General features: G+C 62.8%; 16 protein-coding genes. 9 read left to right on the forward strand and 7 right to left on the reverse strand.

What is annotated here, in order from left to right; translation table 11 throughout:
* Positions 1-156: 156 nt before the first annotated feature.
* On the reverse strand, positions 157-531 hold the full coding sequence (locus ACP7E3_RS20370) for a YajD family HNH nuclease (protein WP_003210675.1): 375 nt from the start codon (positions 529-531) through the stop codon (positions 157-159).
* Positions 532-591: 60 nt separating this feature from the next.
* Complete coding sequence (locus tag ACP7E3_RS20375) at positions 592-1,278, reverse strand: spermidine synthase (protein WP_017848751.1); 687 nt, start codon at positions 1,276-1,278, stop codon at positions 592-594.
* A gap of 78 nt (positions 1,279-1,356) precedes the next feature.
* On the opposite strand from ACP7E3_RS20375, the gene ACP7E3_RS20380 reads away from it, so the two are divergent.
* Complete coding sequence (locus ACP7E3_RS20380) at positions 1,357-1,635, forward strand: hypothetical protein (protein ID WP_017848752.1); 279 nt, start codon at positions 1,357-1,359, stop codon at positions 1,633-1,635.
* A 33-nt stretch (positions 1,636-1,668) separates the two neighbouring features.
* Here ACP7E3_RS20380 and ACP7E3_RS20385 read toward each other — a convergent pair whose 3' ends face one another.
* Positions 1,669-3,723: a S9 family peptidase gene (locus ACP7E3_RS20385; RefSeq protein ID WP_079443070.1), complete on the reverse strand. Its 2,055-nt coding sequence runs from the start codon at positions 3,721-3,723 to the stop codon at positions 1,669-1,671.
* Between the two features lie 21 nt (positions 3,724-3,744).
* On the opposite strand from ACP7E3_RS20385, the gene ACP7E3_RS20390 reads away from it, so the two are divergent.
* The 4 genes from ACP7E3_RS20390 (at position 3,745) to ACP7E3_RS20405 (ending at position 6,597) form a co-directional block, all read left to right on the forward strand.
* Positions 3,745-4,278: a hypothetical protein gene (locus ACP7E3_RS20390; RefSeq protein ID WP_017848754.1), complete on the forward strand. Its 534-nt coding sequence runs from the start codon at positions 3,745-3,747 to the stop codon at positions 4,276-4,278.
* Positions 4,279-4,308: 30 nt separating this feature from the next.
* On the forward strand, positions 4,309-5,085 hold the full coding sequence (locus ACP7E3_RS20395; protein WP_108524354.1) for a class II glutamine amidotransferase: 777 nt from the start codon (positions 4,309-4,311) through the stop codon (positions 5,083-5,085).
* Between the two features lie 11 nt (positions 5,086-5,096).
* The gene (locus ACP7E3_RS20400; protein WP_017848756.1) at positions 5,097-5,639 is read left to right on the forward strand and encodes a DUF2937 family protein; all 543 of its coding nucleotides are present in this window, start codon (positions 5,097-5,099) and stop codon (positions 5,637-5,639) included.
* Between the two features lie 217 nt (positions 5,640-5,856).
* Entirely contained in the window at positions 5,857-6,597 is a 741-nt protein-coding gene (locus tag ACP7E3_RS20405) for a 5-oxoprolinase subunit PxpA (protein WP_046384331.1), read from the forward strand.
* Between the two features lie 25 nt (positions 6,598-6,622).
* Here the strand turns inward: ACP7E3_RS20405 and ACP7E3_RS20410 are convergent, their stop codons facing one another.
* Positions 6,623-7,801 carry a vWA domain-containing protein gene (locus ACP7E3_RS20410; RefSeq protein WP_057004997.1) on the reverse strand — a complete coding sequence of 393 codons (1,179 nt, stop codon included), beginning with the start codon at positions 7,799-7,801 and terminating at the stop codon, positions 6,623-6,625.
* Positions 7,802-7,812: 11 nt separating this feature from the next.
* Positions 7,813-8,658: an AAA family ATPase gene (locus ACP7E3_RS20415; protein WP_017848759.1), complete on the reverse strand. Its 846-nt coding sequence runs from the start codon at positions 8,656-8,658 to the stop codon at positions 7,813-7,815.
* 256 nt (positions 8,659-8,914) lie between these two features.
* Between ACP7E3_RS20415 and cysK the strand changes: the two genes are divergently transcribed.
* Positions 8,915-9,889, forward strand: a complete 975-nt coding sequence (cysK, locus tag ACP7E3_RS20420) for a cysteine synthase A (protein ID WP_017848760.1) — start codon at positions 8,915-8,917, stop codon at positions 9,887-9,889.
* Between the two features lie 186 nt (positions 9,890-10,075).
* The gene (locus ACP7E3_RS20425) at positions 10,076-11,014 is read left to right on the forward strand and encodes an aspartyl/asparaginyl beta-hydroxylase domain-containing protein (RefSeq protein WP_017848761.1); all 939 of its coding nucleotides are present in this window, start codon (positions 10,076-10,078) and stop codon (positions 11,012-11,014) included.
* Between the two features lie 144 nt (positions 11,015-11,158).
* Here ACP7E3_RS20425 and acnA read toward each other — a convergent pair whose 3' ends face one another.
* Positions 11,159-13,900, reverse strand: coding sequence for an aconitate hydratase AcnA (acnA, locus tag ACP7E3_RS20430; RefSeq protein WP_057004998.1), 2,742 nt, complete (start codon positions 13,898-13,900; stop codon positions 11,159-11,161).
* A 195-nt stretch (positions 13,901-14,095) separates the two neighbouring features.
* Here acnA and rlmM point away from each other — a divergent pair, with 195 nt between their 5' ends.
* Together rlmM and tusA are read left to right on the forward strand one after the other, a co-directional pair.
* Positions 14,096-15,172, forward strand: a complete 1,077-nt coding sequence (gene rlmM, locus ACP7E3_RS20435) for a 23S rRNA (cytidine(2498)-2'-O)-methyltransferase RlmM (RefSeq protein WP_046490414.1) — start codon at positions 14,096-14,098, stop codon at positions 15,170-15,172.
* Between the two features lie 27 nt (positions 15,173-15,199).
* Positions 15,200-15,451, forward strand: coding sequence for a sulfurtransferase TusA (tusA, locus tag ACP7E3_RS20440; protein ID WP_017848764.1), 252 nt, complete (start codon positions 15,200-15,202; stop codon positions 15,449-15,451).
* Between the two features lie 158 nt (positions 15,452-15,609).
* On the opposite strand, the gene ACP7E3_RS20445 is transcribed toward tusA, so the two are convergent.
* Positions 15,610-17,004, reverse strand: a complete 1,395-nt coding sequence (locus ACP7E3_RS20445; RefSeq protein ID WP_169881942.1) for an MATE family efflux transporter — start codon at positions 17,002-17,004, stop codon at positions 15,610-15,612.
* Between the last annotated feature and the right edge of the window lie 85 nt (positions 17,005-17,089).

Consider the following 17,089-nt stretch of genomic DNA (forward strand, 5'->3'; position numbering starts at 1 on the left):
GGTCGGGCTGTGGTCGCTATCGAGCGCTGCGTCGCTGGCGCTGCTGCCTTCGCGAGCAAGCCCGCTCCCACATTGGTCCGTGTCCATGCTCTGGAATGCGGTCAAAGGTAGGAGCGGGCTTGCCCGCGAAGAGGGCGGGGCAGCCCGCGCGCAACTTCAGTCGTCTTTCTTCATCAACCCTGCCAACGCCGCGAACGGGTTGTGCGTGGCCTTGGCGATCGTCGGGCTGCTGGTGGAGCCTTCGCCGAAGTACTGCTGGTCGGTGTAGCGCGAGTGCTCGTTGTCGTGGCAGTACAGGCACAGCAACTCCCAGTTGGACCCATCCTGGGGATTGTCGTCATGGTTGTGGTTGCGGTGGTGTACGGTCAGTTCGCTCAGGCGCTTGCCGGCGAACTCACGGGCGCAGCGGCCGCACACGTGGGGGTACATTTTCAGGGCTTTGTCGCGGTAGCCCATTTCCCGGTCGCGCTGGGCATCGGCGAGGATGCGGTCGAGCTTGGCGGTGTGGGAGGGCGGGTTGGTCGAGCTCATCATGGCTCCTGTCTTCGGGTGGTTCACGGATAGGGTTGATTCTAGCCAATCGCGGCGCAATTAGCCCTTGAGCTTTTCCGCAATCCAGATGGTGTGCCGCGTGCCCTTGTTGCCATGGGCGAACACTTGCACTTCCTCGGCCTTGAAACCGGCCTTGCGCAGCTTGTCGCTGAACAGCTTGTCGGCGCTGGCCGACCACACCGCAAGTACGCCCTTGGGGCGCAGGGCCTTGGCGCAGGCGGCCAGGCCACCGGCGGAGTAGAGCCAACTGTTGGCTTTTTGCGTAAGGCCTTCGGGGCCGTTGTCCACGTCGAGCATGATCGCATCAAAGCCCTGGGGCTCGGCTTGCAGCACCTTGGCCACGTCTTCCATGCGGACCACGGTGCGCGGGTCAAGCAGCGGGCGCCCGGCCTTTTCGCCCAAAGGGCCACGGTTCCATTCCACGACACCGGGCACCAGTTCTGCCACCACCACTTCGGCGGTCTTGCCCAGGTGCTTGAGGGCCGACGCGAGGGTGAAACCCATGCCCAGCCCGCCGATCAATACCCGCGAACCGGGGCGGCCGGCGACTTTGCGACAAGGGATTTCTGCCAGCGCGTCTTCGGAGCCGTGCATGCGCGTGTTCATCAACTGGCCGCCGTCGCCGCCCTGGATCTTGATGACAAAGTCCTCGCCGTATTCGAACAGGCACAAGGCACCGCCGTTGTCGGGGATCGGGGTGGTGTCCAGCAGAACGAAACGTTTCATGGAGATCTCATTGGGAAGGGCATTCTTGCGCGGTTGGGAGTAGCCTTACGACATTCCGGTCAGGCCATGGAGCCATCGATGAAGTGCAGCATTCTAACGGTCATTGTGTTGGGCGCGCTCACATTGGGTGTGGCGCAGGCTCAGGAGTTGCAAACCGTACCGGTTGCGCCGGCGCCAACCCCAGGCGCGCCGGGCACCCCCACCCCGACGCTGTATCCGCAAGTCACCCCGCCGGCGGTGCCCAAGACGAACGGCTCGCCGCCGCTGGTGCCTATCGTGTTACCTGCGCCACCGAAGGACCAGACGGTCCCCGGCGTGCCGCCGAACGACAGCAAGCCGAAGACGCCCGGCGGTTAACCGCGTCGAGCCTCCAGCGTTCAGACAGGACCGCTAAACCAGCCCCAGCGCCTTGAACACAAATGCATATTCGAGCGCTACGTCACGTAATCCCTGGTAACGCCCGCTCATGCCGCCATGGCCGGCCCCCAGTTCGGTCTTGAGCAGCAGCAGGTTGTCGTCCGTCTTGGTGTCGCGCAGCTTGGCCACCCACTTGGCCGCTTCCCAGTACTGCACGCGGCTGTCGTTGTAGCCGGCGATCACCAGCAGGGCCGGGTAGGCCTGGGCGCGCACGTTCTCATACGGCGCATACGCCTTGATGCGCGCATAGACCTCGGGCTCCTGCGGGTTGCCCCACTCGTCGTACTCGGTGACGGTCAGCGGCAGGTCCGGGTCGAGCATGGTGTTGAGCACGTCGACGAACGGCACTTCGGCAATCGCCGCCTGGAACAGCTCCGGACGCTGGTTGAGCACCGCGCCGATCAACAGGCCACCGGCACTGCCGCCGCTGATCACCAACTGTTTGGCGCAGGTCAAACCCTGTGCGATCAGGTGTTCGGCGCAGGCGATAAAGTCGCTGAACGTGTTCTGCTTGTGTTCTTGTTTGCCATTGCGATACCAGGCTTCGCCTAGCTCGCCGCCGCCGCGTACATGCGCAATGGCAAACGCGACGCCACGGTCCAGCAGGCTCAGGCGCGCGTGGGAGAACCACGGATCGAGGCTCTGGCCGTAGGCGCCATAGCCGTAGAGGTACAGCGGCGTCGGCTTGCCGAGCTGGTCGCGCTTGACCACCAGGCTGATCGGCACCTGGGTGCCATCGGCGGAGGTTGCCCACAAACGCTGGCTGACGTAATCGTCGGCGTTGAAGACGCCGAGTACCGGGGTTTCCTTGAGCACCTGTTGCGCGCCGCTGGCCAGTTCCAGCTGGCGCACCTGGGCCGGACGGTTCAGGGCTTCGTAGCGCAGGCGGATCTTGTCGCTGGGGAATTCCAGGCTGTTTTGTACGTAGAGGCTGTAGGCAGCGTCAGGCAATTCCACACGATAGGTCGGTAGACCCTGGGGATGCACTTCGATGACCGGCAGGCCGCCGATGCGCAGGCTCAAGGTCATGGCGCCGGCATTCAGGCTCACGCCGTCGAGCATCACCTCATCGCTGTGGGGGATCAGGTTTTTCCAGTCGGCCTGGGTCGGCACGCGGCCGGTGTCGGCGGCGACGAACAGGGCGTAGTTGATGCCGTCGCGGTTGCTGCGGATGAACCAGGTCCACGCGCCGTCGAGCTGGCCGTGGTCGACGTCGTACTCGTGGTCTTCGACCCGTGGCGCCAGGCAGGTGAAGTCCAGGTGCGGCTGGTCGGCGTCCAGCGCCCAGATTTCACTGGTGGTCTTGCTGCCCAGGGCCACCAGCAACTGGCGCTCGGAGCTGGAGCGGTAGCAGTGCAGGAAGAAGCGCCCGTCGGTCTCGTGGAACACTTCCTGCGCGGCGGTGCCGTCCAGGCGATAGCGGTAGAGTTTGTGCGGACGATGGGTATCGTCCAGTTCGCCGAAAAACAGGGTCAGGCTGTCATTGGCCCAGGTCATGCTGCCGTCGCAGTTATCGAACGCCAGTTCGCTGACTTTGTCGGTGGCCAATTCCTTCACGTACAGGGTGTAGATCTCTTCGCCATTGGTATCGAGGCTGTAGGCCAGGCGCTGATGGTCGGGGCTGATGCTGAACGCACCGAGGGAGAAAAAGCCGCCGTTGGCCAGCACGTTGGGGTCGAGCAACAGCTCCTCGCTGCTGTCATCCACCTGGTTGCTGTCGTCGGCCGGGCGGCGGCAGCGGTAGTGGCGGGCGTATTCGTCGCCGGCGGTGGTGCGCGTGTAATACAGGTACGGGCCCCAGGGGGAGGGCAGCGACAGGTCGGTTTCGAGGATACGGCCCTTGATCTCTTCGAACAGGGTTTCACGCAGCGCCTGTTGCCCGGCGAGTTGGGCTTCCTGCCAGGCGTTTTCGGCTTTCAGGTAATCCATCACTTCTGCGCTGTCACGCACTTGCAGCCAGGCGTAAGGGTCCTGGCCTGGGGCCTTGCGGGCAATCGGGGCGGCAGTGATGGGGGTCGATGGCGGCATGGATCACTCTCTGTCTGGCGGATGGTGGCAGGCATTGCAGCCGCGACACGCAAAAGCCGTTATCATAGCGGCCTGTTTGCCTACCTTGCCATGGACACCATGACCGAGAACGATTATCTGACCGCTTGGGGCCTTTACGCCTTCGCCGCTTTGGGCTGCCTGTTGGTGTGGTGGCGCATGACCCGCTGGATCTGGCGCTGGTTGCGCGAGCCACTGCAATTGCTGATGGCCGTGCTGCTGTTGAGCCCGACCATCGTTGACCCGGTCAAGACCCAGTTCGCGCCGGCCGTGGCGATTACTGCGCTGGACCTGGTGCTCAAGGTCGGCAATAACGCCTGGCGGGCCGTCTCCGATTTGTTCATGTACACGATGATCGCCTTTGGCGTGTACCTCGTGTTTGTGTTGATCCGCTGGCCCATCGAGCGCGCCGCCAATGCCCGCCGTGAGCGCAAGGCCGCCGCTGATGCCGCCTTGGCCGCCGAGCCCGAAGACGATGACGAGCCGTTCCGTCGCCCGGCGCCTGTGGGCGGTATGCGGGTCGAACCGCGCCTTTAACGTTGTCTGCCCTGCAGCGAGAGCCCTGGCATGTGTGAATTATTGGGCATGAGTGCCAACGTCCCCACCGATATCGTGTTCAGCTTTACCGGGCTGATGCAGCGCGGTGGGCGTACCGGCCCCCACCGCGACGGTTGGGGCATCGCGTTCTATGAAGGTCGTGGCCTGCGCCTGTTCCAGGACCCGGCCGCGAGCAGCGAATCGGAAGTCGCGCGGCTGGTGCAGCGTTATCCCATCAAAAGTGAAGTGGTGATTGGCCATATCCGCCAGGCCAACGTGGGCAAGGTGTGCCTGTCCAATACCCACCCGTTCGTGCGCGAGCTGTGGGGGCGTAACTGGTGCTTTGCGCACAACGGCCAATTGGCCGACTTCAAACCGCGCGCCACGTTTTACCGGCCGGTGGGCGACACCGACAGCGAAGCGGCGTTCTGCGACCTGCTCAACCGCGTCCGCGAGGCGTTCCCGGAGCCGGTGGAGATCGAACAGATGCTGCCGGACCTGATCGCCGCCTGCACCGAATACCGCAGCAAAGGCGTGTTCAACTGCCTGCTCAGCGACGGCGATTGGTTGTTCTGCTACTGCACGACCAAATTGGCCCAGATCACCCGGCGCGCTCCGTTCGGCCCGGCACGCTTGAAAGATGTCGACGTGATCGTCGACTTCCAGGCCGAAACCACGCCCAACGATGTGGTAACGGTGATCGCCACCGAACCCCTGACCGACAACGAAAACTGGACCCGCTACGAACCGGGCCAGTGGAGCCTGTGGCGGCGCGGTGAATGCGTCAGCCAGGGCATTACCGAGTAAGGAAGTCGACTATGTTGCTCAGCTATCTGCGGTTGGTGTTGTTTGCCATTGGCTTGTTGGTCGGTGTGCAAGTGCCGGGGTTCATCAATGACTACGCCAAGCGCGTCGAAGCCCACTTGATCGAGGCCCAGACCGGTCTGCGCGGCTTTGAATCCACCGCGCAACAGTTCTTCAACGGCGACTTGCAGGCCCTGGTCGCCCACTACCGCGCCAGCGACGACCCGGTGTTTCGCAGCGATGCCAACAGCCTCGGCACGTTGTTGGATCGTCAGTTGGCGCTGGACAAGCAATTCCAGGCCATGCAAGGCCCCTGGTACATTCGCGCATTGCAGGTAGCGGTCGCGGCCGACCCGGCGATCCGCCTGGAAACCTGGAACGGCTACAGCTACCAGATCCTGCTGACCCCCGAAGCCATGGGCTGGGGCCTGGGCGGGGCGATGTTGTTGTCGTTCGGCCTGGAGTGCCTGTTCCGCTTGATCGACTGGGTGGTGCTGGGCGGCAAGCGCCTGCGCCAGAGCCGGCCGATCGAAGAGCGTGATTTGAAAGGGCTGTAGAAAGGCCTGTAATGGTGGGAGGGGGCTTGCTCCCACCGTTTTAATCGCGTTCCTTCAACTTCATGGGGTCGACCTTTATGGGTTGGACACCGTCCCGGACACACGCCAAAAATCGCGCCGTTTCACGATAAGTGTCGCTGGGACGGTGGGATAAGTTGCGAGTCTTGTGTAAAAGATCCCACACTACAAAAAAACAAAGCCTACAGGAGCACTCAGCGTGAGCCGTCTGCTATTGAATTGCGACATCGGCGAAAGCTATGGCAACTGGAACCTGGGTCTGGACGCTGAGGTCATGCCGTTCATTGATTGCGCCAACGTGGCCTGCGGCTTCCATGCCGGCGACCCGAGCGTCATGCGCAAGACCGTCGGCCTGGCGCTCAAGCATGGCGTGCTGGTCGGGGCGCACCCGGCGTATCAGGACCTGCAGGGTTTCGGCCGCCGTTCCATGGCCTACACGCCCGAAGAAATCCAAGACCTGTTGCACTACCAGATCGGCGCGCTCGACGGCATTTGCCGCGCCCAGGGCGGACGGGTCAGCTACGTCAAACCCCATGGCGCGATGTACAACGACATGATGGCCAACCCCGCGCAGTTGCGTGCGGTGATCCAGGCCGTTGCCGCTTACGGCGAACTGCCGCTGATGCTGCTGGCCACCCGCGACAACCGCGCGGCCCAGGCGCTTGGCGACGAATACGGTGTGATCCTGTGGTTCGAGGCGTTCGCCGACCGTGCCTACGACAACAAGGGGCACCTGGTTTCCCGCCAATTGCCCGGCGCGGTACACCACGATACCGAAGCCATCATCCAGCAATCCCTGACCATTTCCCGTGGCGAACCCTTGACCGCCAGCGATGGCAGCCCCTTGGTCCTGCGGGCCAATACCTTGTGTGTGCATGGCGATAACGCCAGTTCGGTGGCCTCCGTGCAGCGCATTCGCGAGGCGTTGAAGTGCCAGTGACGCCACGCCTATGGGAGATATCGGGTTACTTGGAAAGGAACCGCATGCCTTCTTCCAGCCCGCGCAAGGTCAGCGGATACATCTGGTCTTCGACCAACTCCCGCACGATCCCGGTCGACGCCGTATAGCCCCAGGTGTCCTTCGGATACGGGTTTATCCAGATCAGCTTCTTGTACTTGGCCATGAAGCGCTGCATCCACACATACCCCGGCTCCTCGTTCCAATGCTCGACGCTGCCGCCGGCCTGGGTGATTTCATACGGCGCCATCGAGGCATCGCCGATAAAGATCACTTTGTAATCGGCGCCATATTTGTGCAGCAAGTCTTGGGTGGAGGTGCGCTCCGACGTGCGGCGCTGGTTGTTCTTCCACACCGACTCGTACACGAAGTTGTGGAAGTAGAAGTACTCCAGGTGCTTGAACTCGGTCTTGCACGCGGAGAACAGCTCTTCGCAGATCTTCACATGGGCGTCCATCGAGCCGCCGATGTCGAACAGCAACAGCAGCTTGATGGTGTTGCGCCGCTCCGGGCGCATCTGGATATTCAACAAGCCGGCATCGCGGGCGGTGTGGTCGATGGTGCCGTCGATGTCCAGCTCTTCCGCCGCACCCTGGCGCGCGAACTTGCGCAGGCGGCGCAGGGCGATCTTGATGTTGCGCGTGCCCAGTTCCACCTGATCGTCGAGGTTCTTGTACTCGCGCTGGTCCCAGACTTTCACCGCCTTGCCCTGGCGCTTGCCCGCATCGCCGACGCGGATGCCTTCCGGGTTGTAGCCGCCGGAGCCGAACGGGCTGGTGCCGCCGGTGCCGATCCACTTGTTGCCGCCGGCGTGGCGCTCTTTCTGTTCTTCCAGGCGTTTCTTGAACGCTTCGATCAACTTGTCCAGGCCGCCGAGGGACTGGATCTGCGCGCGTTCTTCGTCGCTCAGCGAGCGTTCGAACTCCTTGCGCAGCCAGTCTTCGGGGATCAGCGCCTGCAGGTGGTCGTCGAGCTTTTCCAGACCGTTGAAATAGGCGCTGAAGGCGCGGTCGAACTTGTCGAAATGGCGTTCGTCCTTGACCAGGATCGCCCGGGCCAAGTAGTAGAACTCGTCCATGTCGGCGAAGATCACCCGCTGTTTCAGGGCGTTGATCAGGTCGAGCAGCTCGCGCACCGACACCGGCACCTTGGCTGCACGCATTTCATTGAACAGGTTGAGCAACATGGCAGGCGCCCTTATCGGTTACCGCGACGGCTCATGAACGCCAGGCGTTCGAGCAATTGCACGTCCTGCTCGTTCTTCACCAGCGCACCGGCCAGGGGCGGGATGGCCTTGGTCGGGTCGCGTTCGCGCAGTACCGCTTCGCCGATATTGTCGGCCATCAGCAGCTTGAGCCAGTCGACCAGTTCGGAGGTGGAAGGCTTTTTCTTCAGGCCCGGCACTTTGCGCACGTCGAAGAACACGTCCAGCGCTTCGCTGACCAGGTCTTTCTTGATGTCGGGGTAATGCACATCGACGATCTTCTGCAGGGTGGCGCGGTCGGGGAAGGCGATGTAATGGAAGAAGCAGCGGCGCAGGAACGCATCCGGCAGTTCTTTTTCATTGTTGGAGGTAATGATGATGATCGGGCGTTTCTTGGCCTTGATGGTCTCGTCGATTTCGTAGACGTAGAACTCCATCTTGTCGAGTTCTTGCAGCAGGTCGTTGGGGAATTCGATGTCGGCCTTGTCGATTTCGTCGATCAGCAGGATCACCCGTTCCTCGGCCTCGAAGGCTTCCCAGAGCTTGCCCTTCTTCAGGTAGTTGCGCACGTCATGCACCTTGTCCACGCCCAGCTGCGAGTCGCGCAGGCGGCTGACCGCATCGTACTCGTACAGGCCCTGGTGGGCCTTGGTGGTGGACTTGATGTGCCAGGTGATCAGCTTGGCGCCGAAGGATTCGGCCAACTGCTCGGCGAGCATGGTCTTGCCGGTGCCCGGCTCGCCCTTGACCAGCAGCGGCCGCTCCAGGGTGATGGCCGCGTTGACGGCCAGTTTCAGGTCATCGGTGGCAACGTAGGCCTGGGTGCCTTCGAACTTCATCGGTCATTCCTCGAATTCATCAATGCCCGACTATACCGTGCGGCCCCGGCGACTGTGAACGCAGACGGGTTATTCAGTCTCTGAATGACCAGTCACGCGTGCGCTCAGTCGATCGAAGGCGTGGTCGTTCCCGGGGCTGTTCTGCGGGCTTGTAGGAAATTGACTATTGCGATGTCTCCGACGTTCCGCTGACTGGACGCTTTGGAAGACGAGGCATACCCTTGGGGCTTTCTTCAAGCCGCCTCAAGGACCCGTCATGAGCCGCATTTTTGCAGACAACGCGCACTCCATCGGTAACACGCCTCTGGTTCAGATCAACCGCATCGCACCGCGTGGCGTGACCATCCTGGCCAAGATCGAAGGGCGTAACCCGGGTTATTCGGTGAAGTGTCGCATTGGCGCGAACATGATCTGGGACGCGGAAAGCACCGGCAAACTCAAGCCGGGCATGACCATTGTCGAACCGACCTCGGGCAACACCGGTATCGGCTTGGCGTTCGTCGCCGCGGCCCGTGGCTACAAACTGGTGCTGACCATGCCTGCGTCGATGAGCATCGAGCGCCGCAAAGTGCTCAAGGCCCTGGGCGCCGAGCTGGTGCTGACCGAACCGGCCAAGGGCATGAAGGGCGCAATCGACAAAGCCGCGGAAATCCTCGCCAGCGACCCGGCCACCTACTACATGCCGGCGCAGTTCGAAAACCCGGCCAACCCGGCGATCCACGAAAAAACCACCGGTCCGGAAATCTGGAACGACACCGACGGCGCCGTCGACGTGTTGGTGGCGGGCGTGGGCACCGGCGGCACCATTACCGGGGTGTCGCGCTATATCAAGAACACTGCGGGCAAGCCGATTCTGTCGGTGGCCGTCGAGCCGATCGTTTCGCCGGTGATCACCCAGGCGCTGGCCGGTGAAGAGATCAAGCCGAGCCCGCACAAGATCCAAGGCATCGGCGCCGGGTTCGTGCCGAAGAACCTCGACCTGTCGATGGTCGACCGCGTGGAACTGGTGAGCGACGACGAATCCAAGGCCATGGCCCTGCGCCTGATGCGGGAAGAGGGGATTCTGTGCGGGATCTCCTGCGGCGCGGCGATGGCGGTCGCCGTGCGCCTGGCCGAGAAGCCGGAGATGCAGGGCAAGACCATCGTGGTGATCCTGCCGGACTCCGGCGAGCGCTACCTGTCGAGCATGCTGTTCAGTGATTTGTTTACCGATCAAGAAAACCAGGCTTGATGCAAATCAGCGTGAGAGCGGGGGCCTTATGCATAATTGGCCTACCCTCGCGCCGTTTTAAACGCTGATTGTTGGACTGCGCGGGTTTTTCCCGAGGTCCGGAGTGTTTATCATGGCCGGCTGCTACGCCTGGTTTCCCCTCGACGGGAGGTTGTTGGCCAGGCGCTTATTTCCAGGAGTTGCTGCATGACCTTTTCTTTGGCCGCCAAACTGTCGGTGTTGCTGGTGTTTATCGGCAGCACGCTGTACGTACACCTGCGCGGCAAGGCCCGTTTGCCGATGTTGCGCCAGTTCGTCAACCACTCGGCGCTGTTTGCCCCGTATAACGCCTTGATGTACCTGTTCTCGGCCGTGCCGTCCAAGCCGTACCTGGACCGCAGCAAGTTCCCGGAACTGGACGTGCTCAAGGACAACTGGGAAGTGATCCGCGAAGAGGCCATGCACCTGTTCGACGAGGGTTACATCCGCGCCGCCGAAAAGAATAACGACGCCGGCTTCGGCTCGTTCTTCAAGAAGGGCTGGAAGCGTTTCTACCTTAAGTGGTACGACAAACCGCTGCCGTCGGCCGAGGCCCTGTGCCCGAAAACCGTGGCCCTGGTCAGCAGCATCCCCAACGTCAAGGGCGCGATGTTCGCGCTGTTGCCGGGCGGCAGTCACCTCAACCCGCACCGCGACCCGTTTGCCGGTTCCTTGCGTTATCACCTGGGGCTGTCCACGCCGAACTCTGACGACTGCCGCATTTTCGTCGACGGCCAGGAATACGCCTGGCGCGACGGTGAAGACGTGATGTTCGACGAGACCTACGTACACTGGGTGAAGAACGAGACGGAAAAGACCCGCGTGATCCTGTTCTGCGACATCGAGCGCCCGCTGAGCAATCCGCTGATGACCCGCATCAACCGCTGGGTCAGCGCGCAACTGGGCCGCGCCACCGCGCCGCAGAACCTGGACGACGAACGCGTCGGTGGCATCAACCAGGCTTATGCCTGGAGCAAGTCGTTCAGCGACAAGATCAGCAGCGTGGTCAAGCAGTGGAAGCGCAAGCATCCCAAGGCCTACCGCATTGCGCGGCCGGTGCTGGCGGTTGTCGTCTTGGTACTGCTGTGGAAGTGGCTCTTCGGCTGACTTGAAGCTTTAAATGCGGTCAAAACTGTGGGAGGGGGCTTGCCCCCGATAGCGGTGTGTCAGTCATCAGATGTATCGACTGATCCACCGCCATCGGGGGCAAGCCCCCTCCCACATTGGACCTCCATTGCTTTTGAGATCGCCTTATGACGCGATTAACTGGCGCAGCACATAGTGCAGGATGCCGCCCGCTTTGAAGTATTCCACTTCATTGAGGGTGTCGATCCGGCACAGCACGTCGATCTTCTCGCTGCTGCCATCCTCGCGGGTAATCACCAGGGTCAGGTTCATGCGCGGCACGAGCTGCGCGTCGCTGAGGCCCAGGATGTCGATCTTCTCCTTGCCGGTGAGCTTGAGCGCCTTGCGGTTCTGGTCCAGCTTGAACTGCAACGGCAGCACGCCCATGCCCACCAGGTTGGAACGGTGAATGCGCTCGAAGCTTTCGGCGATCACTGCCTTGACCCCTAGCAGATTAGTACCCTTGGCCGCCCAGTCGCGGCTCGAGCCGGTGCCGTATTCCTGGCCGGCGACCACCACCAGCGGTGTGCCGGCGGCCTGGTACTTCATGGCGGCATCGTAGATCGGCATTTTCTCGCCGGTGGGCACATACAGCGTGTTGCCGCCTTCCTCGCCGCCGAGCATTTCATTGCGGATACGGATATTGGCGAAGGTGCCGCGCATCATCACTTCATGGTTGCCGCGGCGTGAGCCGTAGGAGTTGAAGTCGCGCGGTTCCACGCCTTGTTCGCGCAGGTAATGGCCGGCGGGGCTGTCGGCCTTGATGTTGCCGGCGGGGGAGATGTGGTCGGTGGTCACCGAATCGCCCAGCAGGGCCAGGACGTTGGCGCCGTGGATGTCCTTGATCACTGGCAGCGGCCCGGCGATGTCGTCGAAGAACGGCGGATGCTGGATGTAGGTGGAATCCTTCTGCCATACGTAGGTCGCGGCCTGCGGCACTTCGATGGCTTGCCACTGTGCGTCGCCGGCGAACACCTCGGCGTATTCCTTGTGGAACATGCCGGTGCTGACCTGGGCGACCGCGTCGGCAATCTCCTGGCTGCTTGGCCAGATGTCCTTGAGGTAGACCGGATTGCCGTGTTGATCGTTGCCCAACGGTTCGCGGCTGATATCGATACGTACCGTACCGGCCAACGCATACGCCACCACCAGCGGCGGCGAGGCCAGCCAGTTGGTTTTCACCAGCGGGTGGACGCGGCCTTCGAAGTTGCGGTTGCCGGACAGCACTGACGCCACGGCCAGGTCGGCTTTCTGGATGGCTTTTTCAATCGGCTCGGGCAACGGGCCGGAGTTGCCGATGCAGGTGGTGCAGCCATAACCCACCAGGTCAAAACCGAGCTTGTCCAGGTATTGGGTGAGGCCGGCCGCCTTGTAGTAGTCGGTGACCACTTTGGAGCCGGGGGCCAGGGAGGTTTTTACCCAGGGTTTGCGGGTCAGGCCTTTTTCCACGGCCTTTTTCGCCACCAGCCCGGCGGCCATCATCACGCTGGGGTTGGAGGTGTTGGTGCAGGAGGTGATCGCGGCGATCACCACGGCGCCATTTTTCAGACGATAGGTCTGGCCGTCGTACTCGTAGTCGGTTTCGCCCACCAGATCGGCATTGCCCACGGCCACACCGCCGCCGCCTTCGCTTTCCAGGCGGCCTTCTTCCTTGTTGGTCGGTTTGAATTGCAGGTCGAGGAAGTCACTGAATGCCTGGCCGACATTCGGCAGCGACACGCGGTCCTGCGGGCGTTTCGGCCCGGCGAGGCTGGCTTCGACGCTGCCCATGTCCAGGGCCAGGCTGTCGGTGAACACCGGCTCCTGGCCGGCGTTGCGCCACAGACCTTGGGCCTTGGTGTAGGCCTCGACCAGTTTGACGGTCTGCGCCGGGCGACCGGACAGGCGCAGGTAGTCCAGGGTCACCTCATCCACCGGGAAAAAGCCGCAGGTGGCGCCGTATTCCGGGGCCATGTTGGCGATGGTGGCGCGGTCAGCCAGGGGCAGGTCGGCCAGGCCGTCGCCGTAGAACTCGACGAATTTGCCGACCACCCCTTTCTTGCGCAGCATCTGGGTGACGGTCAGCACCAGGTCGGTGGCGGTGATGCCTTCTTTCAATTTGCCGGTGAGCTTGAAGCCGATCACTTCCGGAATCAGCATCGACACCGGCTGGCCGAGCATCGCCGCTTCCGCTTCGATCCCGCCCACGCCCCAGCCGAGCACGCCGAGGCCGTTGATCATGGTGGTGTGGGAATCGGTGCCGACCAGGGTGTCGGGGAAGGCGTAGGTGCGGCCGTCTTCGTCCTTGGTCCACACGGTGCGGCCGAGGTATTCGAGGTTGACCTGGTGACAGATGCCGGTGCCCGGCGGCACCACGCTGAAGTTGTCGAAGGCGCTCTGGCCCCAGCGCAGGAAGGCGTAGCGTTCGCCGTTGCGCTGCATTTCGATGTCGACGTTTTGCCCGAACGCGGCGGTGGTGCCGAACTTGTCGACCATCACCGAGTGGTCGATCACCAGGTCCACCGGCGACAGCGGGTTGATGCGCTGCGGGTCGCCACCGGCCTTGGCCACGGCGGCGCGCATGGCGGCCAGGTCGACCACGGCGGGCACCCCGGTAAAATCTTGCATCAGCACGCGGGCCGGGCGGTACTGGATCTCGCGGTCGGACTGGCGCTCTTTGAGCCAGGCGGCGATGGCCTTGAGGTCGGCGCCGGTGACGGTTTTGTTGTCTTCCCAGCGCAGCAGGTTTTCCAGCAGCACCTTGAGGGACATCGGCAGCTTATCCAGGTCACCCAGGCGCTTGGCGGCTTCGGGCAAGCTGAAATAGTGATAAGTCTTGTCGTCGATTTGCAGGGTTTTAAGGGTTCTCAGGCTATCAAGGGATGACATTACATGACTCCTTATGGTCCGCACGGCTACGGACCTGACGGGACGAACAGAACTATCAAACTAGCCCTGTTTTCAGTAGCTGGCTAATTACTGGACTCTATGGACAGATCCAAGGTTCCGAAGTCAGTTATCATGCGCGCGTTTTCATGACAGACATTGCGATAGCGCAAGTCCGTTGGGTCGCCAGGAGAGTCGATGAACACCCTTTTTATGCACTGCCGCCCGGGTTTTGAAGGCGAAGTCTGTTCCGAGATCGCGGAACACGCCGCGCGCCTGAACGTTTCCGGCTACGCCAAGGCCAAGACCGGCAGCGCCTGCGCCGAATTTGTCTGCACCGAGGAAGACGGCGCCCAGCGCCTGATGCACGGCCAGCGTTTTGCCGAGCTGATCTTCCCGCGGCAGTGGGCGCGCGGGGTGTTCATCGACCTGCCGGAAACCGACCGCATCAGCGTGATCCTCGCGCACCTGCGCGAATTCCCGGTGTGCGGCAGCCTGTGGCTGGAGATGGTCGACACCAACGACGGCAAGGAGCTGTCGAACTTCTGCAAGAAATTCGAAGTCCACCTGCGCAAAGCCCTGCTGAACGCCGGCAAGCTGGTGGACGACCCGAGCAAGCCGCGCCTGCTGCTGACCTTCAAGAGCGGCCGCGAAGTGTTCATGGGCCTGGCCGAGTCGAATAACTCGGCGATGTGGCCGATGGGCATCCCGCGCCTGAAATTCCCCCGCGATGCGCCCAGCCGCTCGACCTTGAAGCTGGAAGAGGCCTGGCACCACTTCATCCCCCGCGACCAGTGGGACGAGCGCCTGCACGGCGACATGACCGGCGTCGACCTGGGCGCGGCTCCGGGCGGCTGGACCTGGCAACTGGTCAACCGGGGCATGCTGGTGACCGCCATCGACAACGGCCCCATGGCCGAAAGCCTGATGGACACCGGCCTGGTGCAACACTTGATGGCCGACGGCTTCACCTTCGTGCCCAAGCAGCCGGTGGACTGGATGGTGTGCGACATCGTCGAAAAACCGGCTCGCAACGCCGCCTTGCTGGAAACCTGGATCGGCGAAGGCTATTGCCGTGAAGCGGTGGTCAACCTGAAACTGCCGATGAAGCAGCGTTACGCCGAGGTCAAGCGTTTGCTCGAGCGCATCGAAGACGGCTTCAAGGCGCGCGGTATTCGTGTGGAAATCGGCTGTAAGCAGCTGTACCACGACCGTGAGGAAGTGACCTGCCACTTGCGTCGGCTGGTGGATGTGAAGAAAACCAAGGCCCGTTAAACTGAGCGCCTGCCGTAGGAGTAATCAATGAGCGATATGACCGACACTGCCGTCGACGGCACCCTCGACGCCACCGGGCTGAACTGCCCGGAGCCGGTGATGATGCTGCACCAGCACATCCGTGACCTGCCGCCTGGCGGCCTGCTCAAGGTGATCGCGACCGACCCGTCGACCCGCCGCGACATTCCCAAGTTCTGCGTGTTCCTTGACCACGAACTGGTGGCTCAGCAGGAACAGGCCGGTACGTACCTGTACTGGATCCGCAAGAAACTCGACTAAGCCCCCGATTCCTGTAGGAGCGAGCTTGCTCGCGAAAACTAAGCCCCCGATTCCTGTAGGAGCGAGCTTGCTCGCGAAAACCCCGAGAGCGCCACGTCAAACCAGGCAAGCTGCGTTATCGCTGGCGACCTTCGCGAGCAAGCGCGGGTGTGTGCTGCTTAACCCCGCGCCTTGTCCCGGCGAATGCGTCGGCGTGCGCTGCGCGCCAGGCGCACCAGCAACATCCCCGCCGCGCAGCTCAGGCCCACGATCAGCCCCTGCCACAAACCGCTGGGGCCGCTCGCCGCGCCCAGCCAGTCGGTCAGCCCCAGGGCGTAACCCACCGGCAACCCCACGCCCCAGTAGGCAAACAGGGTCAGCACCATGGTCACGCGGGTGTCCTGATAGCCGCGCAAGGCACCGGCGGCGGTGACCTGGATCGAGTCGGAAAACTGGAACAGCGCGGAAAACACGATCAGCGTCGACGCCAGGTGGATCACCACCGGGTCCGGGGTGTAGATCGCCGCGATCTGCTCGCGAAACACCAGCATCAGGCTGCAGGACAGGCAGGCATACGCCAGCGCCGTGCCCATGCCGACCCCGGCAGCGAAGCGCGCTTCACGCGGCAGGCCACGGCCGAGGGCCTGGCCGACGCGCACGGTGACGGCCGTGCTCAGGGAGTAGGGGATCATGAACACCAGGGAACTGACGTTCAGGGCGATCTGATGGCCGGAGACCACCGTGGCGCCCAGGCTGCCGATCAGCAGGGCGATCACCGCGAAGATGCTCGATTCGGCAAAGATCGCGATGCCGATTGGCAGGCCGATGCCCAATACGCGCTTGATCACCGCCCATTGCGGCCAATCGAAACGCTTGAACAGTTCGCTGCTCTGGTACGCCGGCCCCCAGCGCGTCCAGCCCGCCAGGCCGAGCATCATCACCCACATCGCAATGCCCGTGGCCCAGCCGCAGCCCACGCCGCCCATGGCCGGCACGCCGAAATGGCCATAGATGAAGATGTAGTTCAGCGGGATATTCAGCGCCAACCCGCACAGGCCCATGACCATGCTCGGGCGTGTGCGGCCCAGGCCGTCGCTGAAACAACGCAACACGTAATACAGGGCAACGGCCGGCATGCCTGCGGCGATGCCGTGCAGGTAGCCCATGGAGGGTTTGATCAGGTCGGGTTCAACCTTCATCGCGTGCAGGATCGGTTCGGCGCTGAGCAGCAGCAGTGACGCGGTGATGCCGACCACCACCGCCAGCCACAGGGATTGGCGCACCAGCGGCCCGATCTCGCTGTAGTGACCGGCGCCATAGCGCTGGGCGACTTTCGGCGTGGTGGCCAGCAAGGTGCCGGTCATCAGCAGGTACACCGGAATCCAGATCGAATTGCCCAGGCCCACCGCCGCCAGGTCCTGCGGGCTGACGCGCCCGGCCATCACCGCATCGACGAAGCTCATCGCGGTGGTTGCCAGTTGGCCGATCATGATCGGCACGGCGAGTGTCAGCAGGCCGCGCACTTCCCGGCTGATGCGGGCGGGACGGGTGAGGGGGGCGGTGGCGGTGTTCACGTGCAGATGTCCAAAGAAGAGCGCAGGACGGCGGATTCTACGCGTTGACGCAGCGGTCAGGAAAAAACCTGTGTTAGCGATTTGT

This window comes from Pseudomonas sp. PSPC2-3 (assembly GCF_049898265.1).
GTDB lineage: Bacteria > Pseudomonadota > Gammaproteobacteria > Pseudomonadales > Pseudomonadaceae > Aquipseudomonas > Aquipseudomonas veronii.

Excerpts from the sequence above, each read along its gene's own strand:
- ACP7E3_RS20370 (WP_003210675.1), bottom strand. The coding sequence starts at position 531 with ATGAGCTCGACCAACCCGCCCTCCCACACCGCCAAGCTCGACCGCATC.
- ACP7E3_RS20375 (WP_017848751.1), bottom strand. The coding sequence starts at position 1,278 with ATGAAACGTTTCGTTCTGCTGGACACCACCCCGATCCCCGACAACGGC.
- ACP7E3_RS20380 (WP_017848752.1), top strand. The coding sequence starts at position 1,357 with ATGAAGTGCAGCATTCTAACGGTCATTGTGTTGGGCGCGCTCACATTG.
- ACP7E3_RS20385 (WP_079443070.1), bottom strand. The coding sequence starts at position 3,723 with ATGCCGCCATCGACCCCCATCACTGCCGCCCCGATTGCCCGCAAGGCC.
- ACP7E3_RS20390 (WP_017848754.1), top strand. The coding sequence starts at position 3,745 with ATGGTGGCAGGCATTGCAGCCGCGACACGCAAAAGCCGTTATCATAGC.
- ACP7E3_RS20395 (WP_108524354.1), top strand. The coding sequence starts at position 4,309 with ATGTGTGAATTATTGGGCATGAGTGCCAACGTCCCCACCGATATCGTG.
- ACP7E3_RS20400 (WP_017848756.1), top strand. The coding sequence starts at position 5,097 with ATGTTGCTCAGCTATCTGCGGTTGGTGTTGTTTGCCATTGGCTTGTTG.
- ACP7E3_RS20410 (WP_057004997.1), bottom strand. The coding sequence starts at position 7,801 with ATGTTGCTCAACCTGTTCAATGAAATGCGTGCAGCCAAGGTGCCGGTG.
- ACP7E3_RS20415 (WP_017848759.1), bottom strand. The coding sequence starts at position 8,658 with ATGAAGTTCGAAGGCACCCAGGCCTACGTTGCCACCGATGACCTGAAA.
- cysK (WP_017848760.1), top strand. The coding sequence starts at position 8,915 with ATGAGCCGCATTTTTGCAGACAACGCGCACTCCATCGGTAACACGCCT.
- ACP7E3_RS20425 (WP_017848761.1), top strand. The coding sequence starts at position 10,076 with ATGACCTTTTCTTTGGCCGCCAAACTGTCGGTGTTGCTGGTGTTTATC.
- acnA (WP_057004998.1), bottom strand. The coding sequence starts at position 13,900 with ATGTCATCCCTTGATAGCCTGAGAACCCTTAAAACCCTGCAAATCGAC.
- rlmM (WP_046490414.1), top strand. The coding sequence starts at position 14,096 with ATGAACACCCTTTTTATGCACTGCCGCCCGGGTTTTGAAGGCGAAGTC.
- tusA (WP_017848764.1), top strand. The coding sequence starts at position 15,200 with ATGAGCGATATGACCGACACTGCCGTCGACGGCACCCTCGACGCCACC.